The organism is Acidiphilium cryptum JF-5, from assembly GCF_000016725.1.
In the GTDB taxonomy this organism is placed as follows: domain Bacteria; phylum Pseudomonadota; class Alphaproteobacteria; order Acetobacterales; family Acetobacteraceae; genus Acidiphilium; species Acidiphilium multivorum.
Map to the genome: position 1 here is coordinate 533,414 of NC_009484.1, position 17,060 is coordinate 550,473.

Consider the following 17,060-nt stretch of genomic DNA (forward strand, 5'->3'; position numbering starts at 1 on the left):
GGGGCTCACCGCAGGATGAAGCCGGCCTGGCCGGGCAGGACGATCTCGCGGCGGGCGCCGCCGCTGTCGCGATGCAGGACGATCCGCTGGATCTGGTTGGGGGGAGACCAGCCCTCGTCCGGCGTCATCAGCTGTCCGGCGTTGTTCACGGGCTTGACGAGGTAGGGTGTCACCAGGATCACGAGTTCCTGTTCCTGGCGGTTGTAGTTGTCGTCGCGGAAGGCGGCGCCGAGCACCGGCATGTCGCCGAGGCCGGGCACCGACTTGTCGGTCTGGTTGCTGCTGTTGCTCAGCAGCCCGGCGATGGCGAGCGTTTGCCCGCTGCCGATCACCACCGTCGTCGAGGCCGATTGCGTCGACAGCGACGGCACCACGATGGACGTGCCGGCCACCGCGATCTGGAAGGCGTTCTGTGTCGTCGGCGAGCTTACCGTCGGCTGGACATGCAGGATGATGCTGCCATTGTCGAGCACCACCGGCCGGAACTTCAGCTGCACGCCGAATTTCTTGTACTGCACCGTCACCTGGCCGTTCTGCCCCGGCACAGGCACCGGGAAGGACCCGCCGTCGATGAAGCTGGCACTCTGCCCCGACAGCGCCGTCAGTGTCGGCTCCGCCAGGATATGCGCGAGATTGTCGCTGTTCAGCGCGTCCAGCACGCTGTCGATCGCGCCGCCGCCCACCGAAAGCCCCGCATTGTAGCTGCCCGCCGCCGGCGTCGCCGGGCTCGAGCCGTTCAGCACGTCGAGCGCGCTGAAGCCGAACAGGAACTTGCCCACCGAGATGCCGTTGCCGGCGCTCTGCCAGTTGATGCCGAGCTGCTGGGTGATGGTGCGCGACATCTGCGCGATCCGCACCTTGAGCGCCACCTGCTGGGGCAGCCGCACCTCGGTCTGGTTGACCACTTTGGCGCCCGTGCCGGCGATCAGGTGCGCCTGCTGCATGATCTGGTAATCCTGCACCGGCGTCGGCACGTTGCCGCGCACGACGACGCCGTTGGCGGCACTCGAAATCGAGAGCCTGGCGCCGGGCGCCGACCGCGTGGCGCCGGCGCGGATGGCCGCGGCCGGATAGGTCTTCGGCGTCACCGCGACGTGCAGTGTGGCAACGGCGTGGCCCTGCGCGTCGGTCACCGCGACGGTGGTGAAGCCGGGCGCCGTGCCGAACACGAAGAGCGTGTGCGCGCTTGCCGGCCGCACGGCGACGACGCCGGGATCGGCCACGAAGACATTTGCCGCCGACCCTTTGAGGGTGATGAGCCTGCCGCTACCCTGCTCGATCGTGAGGCCCCGGGCCCGCGCAGCTTCGGCCGGCCGCATTGTGGCGTGTCGCGCCGGCGAGGCGGCGGCGGGAACCAGCGCGGCGCCGAACGCCGCGGCCAGAAGCGCCGGAATAAGCCGGCGAGGGGAGGGAGTGCCGCTCTGCGTCGGCGCGGTGCCGGTCCGTCTCATGCCGGGTCTCGCCGCGCGGGACGGAAGCATCTGTCCAGTCGAAGGGCCAAGGCGATCTGTCCTCAAATGGGGCCGGCGCCGCCTGGCGCCGGAGCCGGGTCAAGGGACCCGCCATTCACGGACTCTAGAGAAGTTGCCTTAACGAATGGTTGCCATTGCGCATTTCGCACGGCGAAAACCGAAAACCACGTTCCTGTGTGCGATACCCCCTTGCCGATTGGGCAACCTATGGCATGATCGCGTCAACTAAATTGAAAACCGTCTACAACAAGGGGAGACTAGAATGTCCGGAAAGAAAGCAGCGCTCGCCGCGGTCATCGCTGGCGCGGCCGTGGCGGTCGCGGCACCGGCGGCTCAGGCCGCCAGTCCGATCGTCGTTGGCATCACCTCGGAAATCGGCACGATTCCCGGTAAGGCCATCGCCAATGGTGCCGTGCTCGCCGCCGAGCAGATCAACGCGGCCGGCGGCATCAATGGCCGTCCGCTCAAGCTCGTGATCGAGGACGACCACCTCTCGACGACCGACGCGATCCGCTCCTTCCAGCGCATGGTCCGGCAGGACCATGCGGTCGCCATCGTCGGCACCTTCGTCAGCGAGGTGGCGCTGGCGCTCGAACCCTGGGCCGCACGGCTGCACGAGCCCTATCTGATCACAGGCGCCGCCGCCAACGAGCTGTCTGAATACGTCCACAAGGATTTCAAGGCGCACCAGTACATCTTCCATGCCTACATGCCGGCGGCCTATCTCGCCCAGGCCGTCTGCGATGCGACGAAAGACACGCTGGTCGACCAGTTCCACATGAAGACGGCCGTGGTCATGAGCGAGGACGCCGCCTGGACCAAGCCGCTCGACGCCGGCTACGATGCGTGCCTGCCCAAGATCGGCGTCAAGGTGCTCGACAATATCCGCTTCGCGCCGAACACGTCCGATTTCACCCCGATCTACCAGAAGATCGAGAAGCTCAACCCCAACGTGATCATCGCCGGCTGGGCCCATGTCGGCGTGCAGCCGACGGTGCAGTGGGCGCAGCAGAAGGTGCCCATCGCGCTCGCCGGTATCAACGCCCAGGCCGGCTCCTCGGTGTTCTGGAAGGCAACCAACGGCGCGACCGAAGGTGTCATCACCGGCAGCACCTCGGCCCCCGGCGTCGCCATCACGCCGAAGACCCTGCCGTTCACCGACGCCTACCAGAAGAAGTTCGGCTATTCCCCGGCCTACTCCGCGTATTCGACCTATGATGCCGTCTATGCGCTCGCCGACGCGCTGAAGCGCGCGAAATCGACCAAGGCGCTTGCCATCGTGCACGCCCTCGAGAAGACCAACATGGTCGGTACCCAGGGCCGCATCGCCTTCCAGGGCGCCAAGAGCAAGTTCGCCCACGCCCTGAAATATGGGCCGGACTATGTCACCGGCGTCGCCATCCAGTGGCAGGACGGTCAGCAGAAATGCGTTTGGCCGCTCAAGCTGGCGAATGCGAAGGTCGTCTTCCCGAGCTTCGTCAAGCTGCCGCCGAAGTCCTGACCATCCCGCGCTCCCGCCGGCCGCATCCGCGCCGGCGGGAGTCCCGCACGATTTCGCCTGACCTGGGAGGGTAGGACTTGCTCGCGATTCAGATCCTGATCGACGGCTTCGCGATCAGCACGCTCTACGCGCTCGGCGCGCTGGGCTTCACGCTTATCTTCGGCGTCTCCGGCGTCCTCAACCTCGCGCATGGCGGCCTGATGGTCATCGCCGCGATGATCGCCTGGTATGTCGGCACCTCGATCGGCCTTGGCCCCTATGTCGGCGCCGCCGCCGGACTTGCCGTCTGCCTTGTCGCGGCGCTGGTCACTTACGGCGGCATCGTCCGCCCGATCGAAAATTCGCGCGCCGTCCCCGCGCACGAGCGCGAACTCTTCGTGCTGACGGCGACGCTGCTCTGGGGTGTCATGATCCAGGAGGCGCTGTCATACGCCTTCACCAACAGCCCGATCACGGTGCAGCCGCTGATCGCCGGCACGGTGTCCATCCTCGGCGTGCGCACCCCGATCAACGAGATCTTCATCGCCGCCGTTGCCTGGGCGGTGATGGGCGCGCTGTGGCTGCTGGTGAACCGCACGCGGATCGGGCGCCGCCTGCTCGCCGCCTCGATCAACCCGCGCGCGCTCACCCTGCTCGGCTTCGAACTCGACCAGATCTATCTCTTCGTCTGGGTGATCTACGGCCTCCTCGCGGGTATCGCCGGCGTGCTGCTCGGCAGCTTCCTCGGCTCGGGCTCGGGCTACGTGCCGGGCCTGACAGGCAGTGCCTTCACCATCGTGGTGCTGGGCGGCCTCGGCTCGGTCTCCGGCACACTGATCGCCGCCTATATCGTCGGCTACATCGAAACCCTGACGGCCTATCTGGTCTCGCCCTCGCTGCGCGAGGTGCCGGCGCTCATCCTTCTCGTCGTGGTGATCTACATGCGGCCGCAAGGGCTGCTGGGACGGCGCTGATGTCGACGATTCCGAAATCCCGCCTGGTGGCGCTCGCGGTCTTCCTCATCGTGCTGGCGCTCTTTCCGCTCGGCGCCAACGGCTACATCCTCGGCGTGCTGACCACCGCCTTCTACTTCGCCGTCTTCGCGATGTCGTGGGACCTGCTGTTCGGCTATGCCGGCGAGGTCAATTTCGGCCCGACCTTCCTGATCGGCCTCGGCGCCTATGGCGCGGGCATGTCCAACGCGCTGCTCGGCCTGCCGGTGCCGCTCGCCGTCGTCGTCGGCGCGATCGTCGCGGTGGCCGGCGGCGTTGCCCTGGCCATCCCGGCGCTGCGTCTTTCCGGCCCGTATCTCGGCCTGATCACCCTGGTCTCGGTGCTGCTCCTGCAACAGGCCATCGTCATCTTCGCCGGCGTCACCGGCGGCGAGATCGGCCTCTCGGTGCCGGACGTGCTCTCGATCAGCAGCGCCGTGAACTACGAATACGCGCTCGCCTTCATGCTGGTCAGCGGCCTGATCCTGTTCCTCATCTCCCGCTCCTCGCTGGGCATGATCCTGCAGGCCGCAGGGCAGGACCAGGTGGCCGCGGCCGCGCTCGGCTTCAACGCCACCCGCCACAAGATCCTCGCCTTCGCCGTCTCCGCGCTGTTCTCCGGCCTCGCCGGCGCCTTCCTCGTCTTCTATCTCGGCACCGCCTCGGTCAGCGCCGTGGTCGACATCTCGATCGGCGTGCGCGTGATCATCGCCGCCGTGCTCGGCGGCCGCCGCACCATCATCGGCGGCGCCATCGGCTCGGTCTTCCTCATCGTCGCCGGCGAACTGCTCCGCCCGATCGGCCAGCTCTCCACCTTCGTCGTCGCGCTGATCGCGCTGGTGGTGATCGTGCTGTTCCCGGACGGTCTGCTCGGCTTGCTGCCGCACCGGAGGGGCGCATGAATTCCACCACCCCGCGCCTTGCCGTCAGCGGGCTGCACAAGCGCTTCGGCGGCCTGATCGCCGTCAAGTCGCTCGACTTCAACCTCTATCCCGGCGAGATCCTCGGCCTGATCGGGCCGAACGGCTCGGGCAAGTCCACGGTCATGCAGATGATCATGGGCGTGGTCCGCCCCACCGCTGGGCAGATCCTGCTCGACGGCGAGGACATCGCCGGCCGCCCGACCTACGACATCGCCCGCGCCGGGGTCGGCATCGTCTTCCAGCACTCCCGCCCGCTGCGGCTGCAAACGGTGCTGGAAAATATCCTGCTCGGCCTGCTGCCCGACAGTCTCAGCCGCCTCCGCCCACCGCCCGGCGCGATCGATACGGCGCGGCGCATCGGCGAGGAATGCGGTCTCGGCGACGTGCTCGACCGCCTGCCGGCGACGCTTCCCTTCGCCGATCTGCGGCGGATGGAACTCGCCAAGGCCATCGCGCGCGACCCCCGCGTGGTCCTGGTCGACGAACCCTTCGCCGGCCTGACCAGCACCGAGGTGCACGATTTCTCCGCCCTGATCCGCCGCTTCCGCGACCAGGGCCGCGCCGTCATGCTGGTCGACCACAACGTCAAGAGCATCGCCTCCCTGGCGGACCGCGTGCTCGCCCTCTATCTCGGCGAGAAGATCGCCGAGGGCTCCTCCGAGCAGGTGATGCGGGATGAAACCGTCCGCCGCGTCTATCTCGGCGGCGGCATCGAGACCCACGAACGCCCCGAGGCCGAGATCGCCGCCCACAAGGTGCTGCTCCAGGTCAAGGATGTCAGCGTCTTCTACGGCAAGGCGCAGGCGCTGGAGAATGTCTCCCTCACCGTTCACGAGGGTGAGTTCGTCTCCATTGTCGGCCTCAACGGCGCCGGCAAGACCTCGCTGTTCAACGCGATTTCCGGCCTCGTCCCGTTCCGCGGCGCGATCAGCTGGGACGGCGCGACGCGCGGCCGCGAATCGGCGGCGGAAATCGCCCGCGCCGGCATCGTCCAGTGCCCGGAAACCCGCGAGCTGTTCGGCCGCCTGTCGGTCGCCGAGAATCTCGAACTCGCCGGCCAGCGTCTGCCACCCGGTGAGCGCTCGTCCCGGCTCGACTGGTTGCACGAGTTGTTCCCCATCCTGCGCGTGCGCGGCACCCAGGAGGCGCGCACCCTTTCCGGCGGCGAGCAGCAGATGCTCGCCATCGCCCGCTCGCTGATGCTCAAGCCGCGCCTGCTCGTCCTCGACGAGCCGACTCTCGGCCTCGCTCCGGTGATCCTCGGCCAGCTCTCCGAGGCACTGTCCCGCCTGCGCGAGACGACCGACATTACGGTTCTCCTCGGCGAGCAGAACGTCACCTTCGCCCTGCCGCATGCCGATCGCATCTATGTGATCGAGCATGGCCGCATCATCTGGGACGGCACGCCGACCCGTTTCGCGGCTGAAGCGGGTACGGGTTATCTATAAAAACCGAATATTCAGCGTCTTATGTGGCAAAATGGACACAAAAAAGGGAAAAATTACAATCTCGCCATCTTGTCGAATGACAGGACATTGCCGGGCCGATGGGCCGAGGGCATGAATATTCAGAAAAGAATAACTCAACAACAACAGGAGACAGTCCAAATGTTCGAATACTTTTCAGGAAAAGTCACGAGGTCCGTGGGCGTCGCCGCTGGTGCGGCCTTCGGCGTGGCGCTTGCCGTCTCGTCGATGATGCAGCCGGCCCGCGCCGGCGGTCCGCTGCCCTATGACGGTCCCGCGCCGCCACCCAATGTCAGCGTCGCCTTCCTCTACAACCAGTTCGCCTCGGCGAGCACATTCTACACGGCGAACGGCACCAAGCTCGGCAACACCCATATCCAGACCGACGTGCCGGTGCTGCGCTTCGTCCACACGTTCAGCCCGATCGACGGCATGCCCTGGGGCGTTCAGGTCATCGCCCCCTATGTCTCCTTCCTCGGCAACCAGGAGGTCGGCGGCGGCAGTGTGTCGCACCAGAGCGGCTTCGCCGAGCCGCAACTTTCCGCCTTCCTCTACCCGGTCAATCATCCGAGCCAGGATGAAACCGTGGTGCTGGCCTACTTCTTCAGCCCGCCCTCGGGCTCCTACAACCCCAGCATCGCGCTCAACGCGAGCACCAACAACTGGGTGAACAATTTCGGCTCTTCGACGTCTCAAGTGGAATGGAAGACGTCGAGCATGGCGTTGATGGGCGCGCCGAGCAGGTAGATGATGCACGCGAAGGTAGCGGTGTTGCGATAGCCTCGGGCGCGAGCGCGGGCTGCCTGGAACAGCCCATTGAGCGCTTCGAGGCGGGCATTGGAATGGCCTGACTTCCAGCGTCGAATGATCCGCTTGGCATTGCGCCGTACGGTATCGACGGCCTGTCGAACAGGATCGAGCAGGTGGTCGGGATCGTCCAGCCGGGCGGTGACGTGGTTGAGGAAGTTGGTCAGCCGCCAGCGCGCGGCCTGTGGCGTTGCGGCCAGGCGAACCCAGCGCAGCATCTCCTTGGCGCGATAGGCTTCGGCTGTGGCGAAGCCGCTGTTCTCCAACTGGTCGAGCGCCTGCCGCTGGGCCATGGTCAGGTTTTCCGGTCGCTTCAACGTGGCCCAGCGTACCCCCTTGGGCAGGTTGTGCTGATGCGCCTCGGCGCGCCGCACCTGCTCGACCGCGGTGGTGAAGATCTGCACGACGTGGAACCAGTCCACGGTGACCGAGGCCTGCGGGAAGCTCTCCGCCGCAGCAGCAAGGAAGGCCGCCGACATGTCACACACCACCTCGGCGATGCGGCGGGCCTCGCCGCCGTGCTCCGCCAGGAAGGCCCGGAAGGCGGTCATGCATTCCTTACCCTTTCCGGGGGTGACGAACAGCACCGGGCGCTCGGCCGCATCGAGGTCAATGAACACGGTGACGTAGCTGTGGCCTCGCTTGGCCGCGGTTTCGTCGAGTGCGATCGCCTCGACCCCGCTGAGATCGAGCCGCTCGATCGCCCGGCCGACATAGTACCGCAGAATGCGCCACAGCCGCTGGTCGGTGACGCCGATGATGCGCGCGGCAGCGGCAACCGGCATCTCGCGCATCAGAGCCAGCGCGGCCTGCTCGAACAACAGCGTGAAGCCGCTGTCGGGACGTGCCCAAGGCACAGCAATGCGGAGTACGCCGTGCTCCGGACAGTCGGTGCGTGGCACACGGGCCTCGATGATGCAGGCGTGCTGAAAGAAGTTGAGGTGCCGCCAGCTCAGTTCCTTCCAGTCGTGCGGTTTGCACAGCCGGCCGCAGGTTGGGCAGGGGAAGCGGGCGCCTGGGTCGGCGGCGACGGCCAGATGCAACTCATGCGGCTGGTAGTCGGTTTCCAACCGCTGGTCGACCACGCGCCAGGGTGGGGTCAGTCCGAGGCCGAGGGTGAAGATGTCGCTGCTTGCCATGGCGGTGCTCCGCGCAATCAGAGTGTCCCGTGCGGGCTGGCACCGCATGCCGCGCCAATGCGCGATCGGACTGCGGGATGCGGCTGCTCGGCCCGTCTGCCTCAAGACTGGCGCCGTGCTCGCCGCCGTCAAGAACGCTGCGCGTCGCTACGCGATGGCCTGCGGCCATTCTTGACCGCGGCTGTGCACGACGCCCCGCGCACGATCAGGCCGGGACGAAGAAACGGCACTCCAGCCGAACCAAGAAACTGGCCCCAGCGTGGCAGGGCTGCTACCTGCGGTGGTGGTCACGCCACTTTCAGGAACCGCCGAAGTTCCACTCGCGGCGTCGAGGAGGCACAATTTCGAAATCGGCTACATGCACAAGGTCTTCGGTCAGGCCAAGGGCAAGCGGCTTGATCTAGAGGTCTGGGCCGACGGGTATTTCTACGGCAATACCAACGTTCAGACCGGCGTCCACCTCAAGACCGACCCGGCTGCGCAGTTCATCGTCTACGCGCCCTATTACTTCCACCCGCAGACCGACGCCTATGTCGGCCTCAGCTTCGAGAAAACCTTCGGCGGCAAGATATCCGAAGTAAATCCGCTGGGGACGTTCGATACCGGTAGCCGCAACAACTTCACCCGCATCGGCGTCATCGCCGGCTCGTTCCTGTCGCCGACGATCTTCGCCCAAGCCCAGCTCGCGACCGACGTTCAGGCCCGCGGCGGCGCCAAGAACGACATCTTCTTCCAGGTCCAGGTCGGCAAGGTCTTCTGACCTCACCCCCTTCGGAATGGCGGGAAGCCCGGGCCTCAGGCCCGGGCTTTTCTCATTCCGCGGTGCCGGTGGGCAGGGCGGCGCGCAGCATGGCGAGGTTGCGCTCCAGCACCGGCAGCGCCTCCTGCGCCTTCTGCCGGAAGGCCGCGTTGCGTCCCTCGCGCAGTTCGCCCTGGAACACCGCGATAGCGCTCTCATGGCTGCTGATCTCGTCGCGCAGGAACTCGACGGTCAGGTTCGGCTCGGGATGATAGCTGAGCGAGACGAGCTTTTCCTTGAGGTCAAAGGGCAGCGTGTTCGGCAGCGTCACGCCCTCCTGGGCCGCAAGGGCGCGCAGCTGCGGCTTGTAGGTCGCTGCATCGGCGCAGACCTTGTCCACCGCGGGCATCGCCGCGGGCTCGATCGGCCCCTTGCGGACGAAGGAGCAGGCGTCGATGTCGAACTGCACGAGCTGATACGCACTCGTGATGAAAGCGAGATCCGCCGGCCCGAGGGCGGCGCTTTCGGGAGCGCGTGCCGTGCTCGAGCAGCCGGCGAGGGCCAGCATCGCGGCCAGGGCGGCATATCGGAATACAGGGTTCATGATCTTGTCTCCATGAGAAAGCCGTGCGTTTACAGAATAACGCTGGCACGCCGACTCGCGACCGTCATTGATTCATCGCATCCGGTCCGCCGCCATTTTATTGTTGCGTTGACGCAATATGCTCGCTATGGTTGTAATATTGACGGCGCCGGCTCCCGCGACTGTTTCCGGCGAGACACTCTCCTCCCATTTTCCCTCCTGGCCCCGGTGCGCTCCGGGGCCATTTCCTTGTGGCGGAATGGCGGTAAAATTGCCCGATTTTCATGTGTTCCACACATGATCGCGGAGCGGAGTGGATTTGTTAACCCGTTCCTGTTACGTTCTCGCGATGCGCCGGCGAACAGGGATGCAAACCTGACGTAAATGACATGCTCGCGTCACCCGTGTGCAGCGTCTCTTCTGTTACATACGTTGGGCCTTGAGACATGCAGAGACGTTCGAGGCTCCCCTCCCAGAACGGTCCCGGAAGCATCCGGGGCCGTTTTTTTTCGGCATGCATTCATACTACGTAATGAGTCTAAAATTACATTAAGTATTAACGATTCCCGTTCATGTGATCACACTGGGTCCGATGGACGGAGACAGTCGTGTTGCAACGGAAGGACAATCGAACGAGCCTCGCCTTCGTGCTGACGCGCGCCGTTCCGGCGCTGCTGCTGACCCTGGCTGCCGGCGGGCTTGCCTTCCTGCTCCTCGCCTGGGCGGCCCATCAGTCCGACCGCGTCTCCTTCCAGCGGCAGGAAAGGCTGGTCGCCCTCGTCGTCTCGCAGCTGCGCTCGCAGGTTGCGCACGACCAGGAAAGCTCGACGGTGTGGGACACTGCGGTGGAGAAGGTCCGCGCCGACGACACGCACTGGATCGACGACAATCTCGGCACCTGGATGCACAGTTACTTCGGGTTCGACGGCGCCTATGTGCTGAACCCCGAAAACCGCCCGATCTACGCCTTCGCCAATGGGAGGATGACGTCCCCCGCCGCCTATGACGCGATCCGCGGACAGGTCGCGCCGCTCGTCCACGCCCTGCGGCATGACATGCGCGATGGCCATGCTACGGGGCAGGGCGGCAAGTTCCTCTCGCCCGGCATTGCCGATCTTGCGGTTGTCAGCGGCCATCCCGCGGTCATCAGCGTCAAGCCCATCGTCTCGGATACCGGCAAGATCCGGCAGGCGCCCGGCACCGAATATCTGCACGTCGCCGTCCGCTTCCTCGACGGCTCCTTCGCCCGCCGGCTGACGCGCGACTATCTTTTCAATGGCCTGCATTTCGCCTGGACTCCGGCGCACGGCCCCGGCGCCGCCGCCTACCCGGTCGACGACAATGCCGGCAAGCGAATCGGCTATTTCATCTGGCGCCCCTACCGCCCCGGCACGGCGGTGCTGTCGCGGGCGATGCCGATCCTCGGCGGGCTGCTCGCCCTGGCGCTGCTCACCGTCGCCGGCTTCCTCGCCGTCGTCCGCAGCCGCTCGCTCCGGCTACAGGCGAGCGAGGTGCGGATCCATCACCTCGCGTTTCACGATCCGCTGACGGGCCTGCCCAATCGCACCTTCTTCAACGAGAGCGCCGATGCCGCCCTCGCCGCGCTGTCCGGGACCTCGATCGCGCTGCTCTTTCTCGATCTCGACCGCTTCAAGCAGGTGAACGACACGCTGGGCCATCCCGCCGGCGACACGCTGATCCGCGAATTTGGCGCACGCCTCCGCGCCCTGGTCCGCGAGGAGGACATGGTCGCCCGCGTCGGCGGCGACGAATTCACCGTCATGCTCGCTGGTGTTGCCGGGCGCGAGGATGTGGAGAAGCTCTGCGCGCGCATCGTCGAGTCCGTCCGCACCCCCTTCGATCTTAATGGCAACCGTGTGTTCGTCGGGCTGAGCATCGGCGTCGCTCTCGCACCGGATCATGGCACGGACCGTATTGACCTGCTCCGCAAGGCCGACATCGCCCTCTACAGTGCCAAATCCACCGGGCGCGGCCGCTTTGCGTTCTTTGACCCGGTCATGGACGACGCGCTCCGCCTTCGCCGCGAAATCGAGGCCGACCTGCGCGCTGCCCTGCAGGAAAGCGGCGAGATCGTGCCGTATTACCAGCCCATTCACGCCGCCGCCGGCCATACCATTACCGGGTTCGAGGCGCTGCTGCGCTGGCGCCACCCCGCGCTCGGCTGGATCTCGCCCGACCTGTTCATCCCCATCGCCGAGGAAGCCGGCCTGATCGAGATGATGGGCGAGCGCGTGCTCCGCGAGGCCTGCACTGCCGCGGTCAACTGGCCGAACCGCACCATCGCGGTGAACGCCTCCGGCCCCGAACTCGCCAATCCCGGCTATGCCGAGCGGGTCGCCGCCATCCTGCGCGTCACCGGCCTGCCGCCGCAGCGCCTCGAGATCGAGATCACCGAAACCGCCGCCAACGGCCAGATCGGCACCGCAGCCGAGAACCTCGCATCGCTCCGGGCAATGGGGGTCCGCATCGCCATCGACGACTTCGGCACCGGTTTCTCTTCGCTTGCCCGCCTCCAGCAGCTCCGGGTCGACCGCGTCAAGATCGACCGCAGCTTTATTCACGGCTTCGGCGACCAGGACAGCGACGAGGTCATTGTCCGGGCGATCATCGAGCTCGCCCACGCCCGGGGGCTGCGCGTCACCGCCGAGGGCGTCGAGACACTGGAACAGCGCGAGGGCCTCGCGCGGATCGGCTGCGACGATCTCCAGGGCTTCATCTTCTCGAAGGCGCGACCTGCCCCCGAAATCGACAGACTCGTCGAGGCCGACGACGCGCCTGCGAACGATATGCCCGCACCGCGGGGCCGTACCGCCTGATGTCAAGCGGCACTTCGCGACACGCGCGGAAGGTTGCCTGTCTGCTCCTCTGTCAACTGCCACCCATATACAGAATTTCCGACACTGCCTGATCGGTTTGAGAAAGTGATCGCGCGCTGCCTTGCGCCTGTCCGGACGATCCTGCGGATGACCTGATCGACTTCCGCTGACCAAAATATGCCCGCCAAATCTTCGTAATCCTCGCCATCACCACATCCCGGCTCCGCCCCCATATCGTCCATGGGGGCCATTGTGGAGCCAGCGTCCCCAAGAGCCCGATTCGTTGCCGATCCCCCAAACAACCTGGCCCTTATTCCATGCCGAAAGACCGTCTGATCCCGGTTGGAAGGCGATCGTACGAACGGTTGAACGTGCCGCCCCGCCCTGTCCTTTCTCCCGACTCTCTGCTTGATCCAGCGCAACGCCCGGCACATGCGGTCTGCCTAGCCTCCACACACGCAATAAGCGGCAACCTTCTTGGCGTGGAGCAAGACAATGGCCTTACGTATCGACTCATCGGAAATCATGTCCCGCCGGCGCGTCGTCGCCGGCGCCGCCGGGCTGGCCGGCCTGGCTGCCGGCCTGGTTGCCCTCAGCCGCACGGCCCGGGCGCAGGACCAGGATCAGGACCGGCTGCGCGATCAGGACAAACTGCAGGATCCCGATCAGGACCGCGATCTCGACCGTGACCGCGACCGCGACATGACGCACGACCAGATCGGCGTTGGCCGAGGCCCCGCAGCGGGCGGCCACGGGTCGGGAAGCGGCGCGGGCGGGGGCGGCGGTGCCGGCGGTGGTGGCGCTGGTGGGGGCGGAGGCCGATAGGCCTGCGCAACGTCTGTCCGGGAGGACATGCGGTCTCCACTGGCGGCAGAGCCGGGCGGCGGCATGATGAACTCGCGCGAGACTACCGCGTTTTCTGCAAGCCAAGCCCACTCGCGACAACTGTGTGTGCCCCGGAGCGATCCGGGGCCTTCTTTCCGCCCGCCGGAGCGAACCCGGTATTGGCTCAATCGGAAGCTGTCGCCGTTCATCTCAAGGAGAGGACGTGATGGGCCAGTCGGTAGAGTTGCGCGCCTCCATCAGTTGATGCACCAGACCGGCTACGGTCACGAACCCCGCCGGGAGGCCGCTTGCCTGCGCGGTCTCTCGGCCTGGTTCAACGCGCCACCGCTAGCCTGGTGTTGTCATCAGGATCGACAGCTTCACACCCTCAGCGGAGTCAATGTTGCGTGGCGAGGCGGGATGCTGCTTCGCGGGTTTGGGCCTCGCGGGTCGCAGCCAGCCGAGCGAGACCCTGCCGGCAGACCGCGAGGATGTCAGGCGGCGCGTGTTCCGGGCGCCCAGCCTCGAAGGGTGGGGCGGGAGCGTATTCGAAGCCCAGCTGGAGGGTTTGCGCCACCTGCGGACCGGCAATCTCGGCGAGGACCACGAGCGCGAAATCAATTCCCGCGGTCACACCGCCGCCGGTGATGACGTTGCCATCGCGCACCACGCGGCCGTCATCCGGAATTGCGCCGAACGGCTTCAGCAGGTCTCGCCACGCCCAGTGGCACGCGGCGCGCCGCCCCCGCAACAGCCCGGCGGCGCCGAGGATCAGCGAACCGGTGCAGACCGAGGTGATGTAGCGTGCATCGGCGGCAAGTCGGCGGAGTTCGGAGATAAAGCCGTCGTCCAGCGCCGCGTCGAGCGCGTTTGTGCCGCCCGGCACGCAGAGAAGGTCACAGCCGGGAACGTCCGCAAGGCGGGCGGTGCGGGCGAAGACGAGGCCGTCGCTCGGCACATCGCCGCCATCGCGACTGGCGACGATGACCTCGCATCCCGGCGCGCGGATGAAGAACTGGTGCGGACCCGTGAAATCGAGCTGGGTCATGCCCGGATAGACGGCGAAGAGGATACGAAATGGCGGTGGGGACATGGGGTATCTCCGATGATGCGACCGAGTGTCCCATGACGGCACGATTGACGAAATGACCATGATCCCTCATTTCAGGCCATGGCCCGGCATATCGGCATCCTGATCTATCAGGACTTCCAGATCCTCGACGCCTCGGGGCCGATCACGGCGTTCGAGATCGCCGCGCGGCATCAGGCGGACGTGTATCGGCTGGCGATCCTCTCCGCATCTGGCGGCCCCGTCCGCTCATCGTCCGGCGCCGTGCTGGGCAGCGAACCCGCCAGTGCGGCCGGTGCGCTGGACACTCTGATCGTGACGGGCGGCAGAGGCTGCCGGCGGGCAATGGAGTGTCCCGAGATCCGTGCCTTCGTCGTGGCGCAGGCGCGGGGAGCGAGGCGGCTGTGCAGCGTCTGTTCGGGTGCTTTCCTGCTGGCGGCGGCGGGCGTTCTGGACGGGCGGCGGGTGACGACGCATTGGCGACGGACGGAGGAACTGGCGCGGCTGTTTCCGCGCCTCCTGGTCGAGCCGGATGCCATTCATATCCGTGACGGGGCGATATGGACCTCGGCGGGGATTACCGCCGGCATCGATCTGTCGCTGGCGCTGATCGCCGGGGACCTGGGCGAGGCGGTGGCGCGGCGCGTGGCGCAGGAGATGGTGGTCTATTATCGCCGGCCGGGCGGGCAGTCGCAGTTTTCGGCGCTGATCGAGATGGGTGGAGGAGACGGACGCTTCGCCGGGCTGCTCGGCTGGATGCGCGACCATCTGGACGCGCGTCTGACCGTCGAGGTGCTGGCCGAACGGGCCGCGATGAGTCCACGGCATTTCTCGCGGGCATTCAGCCGGTCGGTCGGCATGAGTCCGGCGAGGGCGGTGGAGCGCCTGCGGCTGGAGACCGCGCGCGAGCGGGTCGAACATTCCAGCATGCCCATCGAGGCGATTGCCGGGATGGTCGGGTTTCACGACCCGGAACGCATGCGGCGGGCGTTCCTGCGCGCCTTCGGCCAGCCGCCGCAGGCCTTGCGCCGCAGCGCGCAAGCGCAATGACGGCGACGGGTCACGCCGGACTGGTCACGCCGGCTGTTTCCCGTATCGGCAACTGGCAAGGAGCCGCGCGGGAGGTCGGCCTCCCGCGCGTTGACCGGATGCGGCTACTGCATGAACCAGCCATGGCTGACGACCATCGACTGGCCGGTCAGGGCATTGCTCGGGAATCCGGCGAAATGGAGCACCGCGGCGGCGACGTCTTCCACGGTTGTGAATTCGCCGTCCACGGTGTCTTTCAGCATGACATTGCGCACGACGTCATCCTCGCTGATGCCGAGTTCCTTTGCCTGTTCCGGGATCTGCTTTTCGACCAGCGGCGTCCGCACGAAGCCGGGGCAGACGACATTGGCGCGGACATTATGTTCCGCGCCCTCCTTGGCGAGAACCTTGCAGAGGCCGATCAGCCCATGCTTCGCGGTGACATAGGGCGCTTTCAGCTTCGACGCCTCCTTTGAATGCACCGACCCGATATAGACGACCGAGCCGCTTTTCTGCGCATACATGTATTTCAGGCAGGCGCGCGTCGTCAGGAATGCGCCGTCGAGATGTATCGAGAGCAGCTTCTTCCAGTCGGAAAAGGGAAACTCGGCAAGCGGCCTGACGATCTGGATGCCGGCATTGCTCACCAGCACATCGATCCGGCCGAACCTTTCAGCGGCGGCGGCAACGCCGTCCTCCACCTGTTGCTCGTTGGTGACGTCCATCGCAACCGCCAGCGGCGCCGGCCCGAAGGTCGCGATAGCGCTTGCCGTCTTGCGTGCGGCGTCGAGATCGAGATCGGCGATCACGGCGTGGCCGCCTTCTCTGGCGAACTGTTCAGCGATGGCGCGGCCGATGCCGCTGGCGGCGCCGGTGATGATGCCGACCTTGCCGTCGAAACGGGCCATGGGAAAATCCTTTTCTCTTGAGGGGAATCCGGAGGGTCGATCAGGCAAGATAGTCGTGGACGACCTCGCCGAGATCGAGCGTCATGTCCGCGAGGATGTGGGAGGCGGCGACGACTTCGCGAACCGGCAGATCGGCGACCGGGGCGAGGGCGTGCGGATAGAGCGCGAGCGCGGCGGGACCGGTCCAGGCACCTTTCAGGACGATGTCGCTCATGTGATAGCGCACCAGTTCGCAGATGCGTGGCGAACCGTCGACATGCGGGATGATCTTGAGCAGGAAGTTCGGCTCATGCATCGAGGAGAGAACCGGATCGTGATCGAGCGTATGGTGCTTGTAGCCCATCGTGCCGGTGGCCACCCGGATTCGGCCGTAATCGAGCGTGCCAACCAGCGTGTCGATTTCGACTTCCAGGACCGGGCGCGCGAGTTTCTTCGGAAAGCCCCAGATCTCCCGTCCGCCGGCGATCGGCGGATGGTCGTTCAGGAACATCGAATGGACATAGACCCCAGGTTTGCCCTTGTAGCGAACCGGAATGACCTGGCCGGACTCCGTGTAGTCGCCGAAGCCGGTGCTGTCGGGCATGCGGATGAATTCGTATTTCACCACGTCATCGGCGAGTTCGAGCGGTTCGGGGACGATCTTCTCGAGCGCCGCGCGATCGGTGCGGTAGGTGATGATCATGTATTCGCGATTGACGAAGCGATAGGGTCCCTTCGGAAAGCCCGGGCTCGTCAGCGGCATCGCAAAGGCGGTTTCCCTGATCGTTGCTGCATCCATCGTGGCAATGCTC

At 66.1% G+C, this 17,060-nt stretch carries 15 protein-coding genes; 9 read left to right on the forward strand and 6 right to left on the reverse strand.

Annotated features, from left to right (window positions below; translation table 11 throughout):
- Positions 1–5: 5 nt before the first annotated feature.
- Positions 6–1,451: a type II and III secretion system protein family protein gene (locus tag ACRY_RS04850; protein WP_231295341.1), complete on the reverse strand. Its 1,446-nt coding sequence runs from the start codon at positions 1,449–1,451 to the stop codon at positions 6–8.
- 283 nt (positions 1,452–1,734) lie between these two features.
- On the opposite strand from ACRY_RS04850, the gene ACRY_RS04855 reads away from it, so the two are divergent.
- From ACRY_RS04855 to ACRY_RS04875, 5 genes are all read left to right on the forward strand, one after another.
- Positions 1,735–2,973, forward strand: coding sequence for an ABC transporter substrate-binding protein (locus ACRY_RS04855; RefSeq protein WP_007422102.1), 1,239 nt, complete (start codon positions 1,735–1,737; stop codon positions 2,971–2,973).
- A gap of 77 nt (positions 2,974–3,050) precedes the next feature.
- Entirely contained in the window at positions 3,051–3,926 is an 876-nt protein-coding gene (locus tag ACRY_RS04860) for a branched-chain amino acid ABC transporter permease (protein WP_007422103.1), read from the forward strand.
- Positions 3,926–4,846 carry a branched-chain amino acid ABC transporter permease gene (locus tag ACRY_RS04865; RefSeq protein WP_007422104.1) on the forward strand — a complete coding sequence of 307 codons (921 nt, stop codon included), beginning with the start codon at positions 3,926–3,928 and terminating at the stop codon, positions 4,844–4,846. The genes ACRY_RS04860 and ACRY_RS04865 overlap by 1 nt, the downstream gene beginning before the upstream one ends.
- On the forward strand, positions 4,843–6,315 hold the full coding sequence (locus ACRY_RS04870) for an ATP-binding cassette domain-containing protein (RefSeq protein WP_007422105.1): 1,473 nt from the start codon (positions 4,843–4,845) through the stop codon (positions 6,313–6,315). Before ACRY_RS04865 ends, ACRY_RS04870 begins: the two co-directional genes overlap by 4 nt.
- A 195-nt stretch (positions 6,316–6,510) precedes the next feature.
- On the forward strand, positions 6,511–7,080 hold the full coding sequence (locus ACRY_RS04875) for a transporter (RefSeq protein WP_231295342.1): 570 nt from the start codon (positions 6,511–6,513) through the stop codon (positions 7,078–7,080).
- Here ACRY_RS04875 and ACRY_RS04880 read toward each other — a convergent pair.
- Positions 7,026–8,279, reverse strand: coding sequence for an ISL3 family transposase (locus tag ACRY_RS04880; RefSeq protein WP_011930454.1), 1,254 nt, complete (start codon positions 8,277–8,279; stop codon positions 7,026–7,028). The two genes, ACRY_RS04875 and ACRY_RS04880, sit on opposite strands and share 55 nt — an antisense overlap.
- Before the next feature lie 358 nt (positions 8,280–8,637).
- Between ACRY_RS04880 and ACRY_RS04890 the strand changes: the two genes are divergently transcribed.
- Complete coding sequence (locus ACRY_RS04890; RefSeq protein WP_196796277.1) at positions 8,638–9,039, forward strand: hypothetical protein; 402 nt, start codon at positions 8,638–8,640, stop codon at positions 9,037–9,039.
- Between the two features lie 52 nt (positions 9,040–9,091).
- Here the strand turns inward: ACRY_RS04890 and ACRY_RS04895 are convergent, their stop codons facing one another.
- Positions 9,092–9,622, reverse strand: a complete 531-nt coding sequence (locus tag ACRY_RS04895; protein ID WP_007422107.1) for a DUF4142 domain-containing protein — start codon at positions 9,620–9,622, stop codon at positions 9,092–9,094.
- 587 nt (positions 9,623–10,209) lie between these two features.
- Here ACRY_RS04895 and ACRY_RS04900 point away from each other — a divergent pair.
- Both ACRY_RS04900 and ACRY_RS19875 read left to right on the forward strand, forming a co-directional pair.
- On the forward strand, positions 10,210–12,438 hold the full coding sequence (locus tag ACRY_RS04900) for a putative bifunctional diguanylate cyclase/phosphodiesterase (RefSeq protein ID WP_011941556.1): 2,229 nt from the start codon (positions 10,210–10,212) through the stop codon (positions 12,436–12,438).
- Positions 12,439–12,933: 495 nt separating this feature from the next.
- The gene (locus ACRY_RS19875; RefSeq protein ID WP_196796278.1) at positions 12,934–13,263 is read left to right on the forward strand and encodes a hypothetical protein; all 330 of its coding nucleotides are present in this window, start codon (positions 12,934–12,936) and stop codon (positions 13,261–13,263) included.
- A 397-nt stretch (positions 13,264–13,660) separates the two neighbouring features.
- Here the strand turns inward: ACRY_RS19875 and ACRY_RS04910 are convergent, their stop codons facing one another.
- Positions 13,661–14,356 carry a DJ-1/PfpI family protein gene (locus ACRY_RS04910; RefSeq protein WP_007422110.1) on the reverse strand — a complete coding sequence of 232 codons (696 nt, stop codon included), beginning with the start codon at positions 14,354–14,356 and terminating at the stop codon, positions 13,661–13,663.
- Between the two features lie 78 nt (positions 14,357–14,434).
- Here ACRY_RS04910 and ACRY_RS04915 point away from each other — a divergent pair, with 78 nt between their 5' ends.
- Entirely contained in the window at positions 14,435–15,382 is a 948-nt protein-coding gene (locus ACRY_RS04915; RefSeq protein ID WP_007422111.1) for a GlxA family transcriptional regulator, read from the forward strand.
- 104 nt (positions 15,383–15,486) lie between these two features.
- Here ACRY_RS04915 and ACRY_RS04920 read toward each other — a convergent pair whose 3' ends face one another.
- Positions 15,487–16,269 (reverse strand): 3-hydroxybutyrate dehydrogenase, encoded by a 783-nt coding sequence (locus ACRY_RS04920; protein ID WP_011941558.1) that lies wholly within the window; start codon positions 16,267–16,269, stop codon positions 15,487–15,489.
- 40 nt (positions 16,270–16,309) lie between these two features.
- On the reverse strand, positions 16,310–17,047 hold the full coding sequence (locus ACRY_RS04925) for an acetoacetate decarboxylase (protein WP_007422113.1): 738 nt from the start codon (positions 17,045–17,047) through the stop codon (positions 16,310–16,312).
- Positions 17,048–17,060 lie beyond the last annotated feature (13 nt).